Here is an 883-nt window from a genome sequence, read left to right as displayed (position 1 = left end):
GGCAAGCTCGCTCGCCCGCGCATTGCCGCCGGTCGCCTCGATCAGCAGCCCGAGCGCGGAACCGCGGACCACGACGCCGGTCAGGATCAGCATGCAAAGGGCAATCGCGACCGGCACCGGAAGACCAAGCACCGCGCCATTGCCGAGCCAGACCAGATCCGGCGAGGAGAAGGTAACGATGCGCCCTTCGGTGATGAGCTGAGCAATGCCGCGCCCTGCCACCATGAGGATCAGCGTCGCCACGATCGGCTGCATCCCGAGCACCGCAACGAGAAATCCGTTCCACAATCCGCAGACGAGCCCGGCACCAAGCGCGGCCGCCAGCACCACCGGCAGACTGTGGCTGTCGGCAAGGCTCGCCGCGATTGCGCCTGAGATCGCCATGACCGCGCCGACCGACAGATCGATGCCGCGCGTTGCGATCACCAGCACCATGCCCAGCGAGAGCAGCGCCACCGGCGTGCCGCGATTGAGCACGTCGATCAGGCTGCCGAAGAGCCGGCCGTCCTGGAGCCGCAAATCGAAAAATTGCGGCGACACCACGCGATCGACCGCCAGGATGACGATCAGCGCCAGGATCTGGGCAAGGCCGCGGCGCGGCAGCAGCGCTGTCATGTGTGGGCCTCAAGCGCGACGGTGGCGGCATCGGCGGCAATGGCTGCGAGAATGTTGCCGACGTCGATCGCCTCGCCCGCGAGCTCCTCGACATGGGCGCGGTCGCGCAGCACCACCACGCGGTCCGAATAGGTCACGATCTCGTCGAGCTCGGAGGAGATCACGAGCAGCGACAAGCCGTCGTCGCAGAGCTCGCGGATCAGGCGGATGATCTCGGCATGCGCGCCGACGTCGATGCCGCGGGTCGGCTCGTCCAGCACCAGCAGCC

At 67.7% G+C, this 883-nt stretch carries 1 protein-coding gene and 1 pseudogene; both read right to left on the bottom strand.

Going from position 1 to position 883, the window contains the following annotated elements; all coding sequences use genetic code 11:
- On the bottom strand, positions 1–615 hold a 615-nt coding region (locus MOV75_RS39930; protein WP_247008347.1), incomplete at its 3' end, for an ABC transporter permease.
- Positions 612–883: pseudogene (locus tag MOV75_RS39925) on the bottom strand (sugar ABC transporter ATP-binding protein); the annotation flags it as partial. The pseudogene MOV75_RS39925 and the gene MOV75_RS39930, both read right to left, overlap by 4 nt.

This window comes from Bradyrhizobium sp. PRIMUS42, from assembly GCF_023006515.1.
Classification (GTDB): Bacteria; Pseudomonadota; Alphaproteobacteria; order Rhizobiales; family Xanthobacteraceae; genus Bradyrhizobium.
This window is presented reverse-complemented; position numbering and strand designations above follow the sequence as displayed.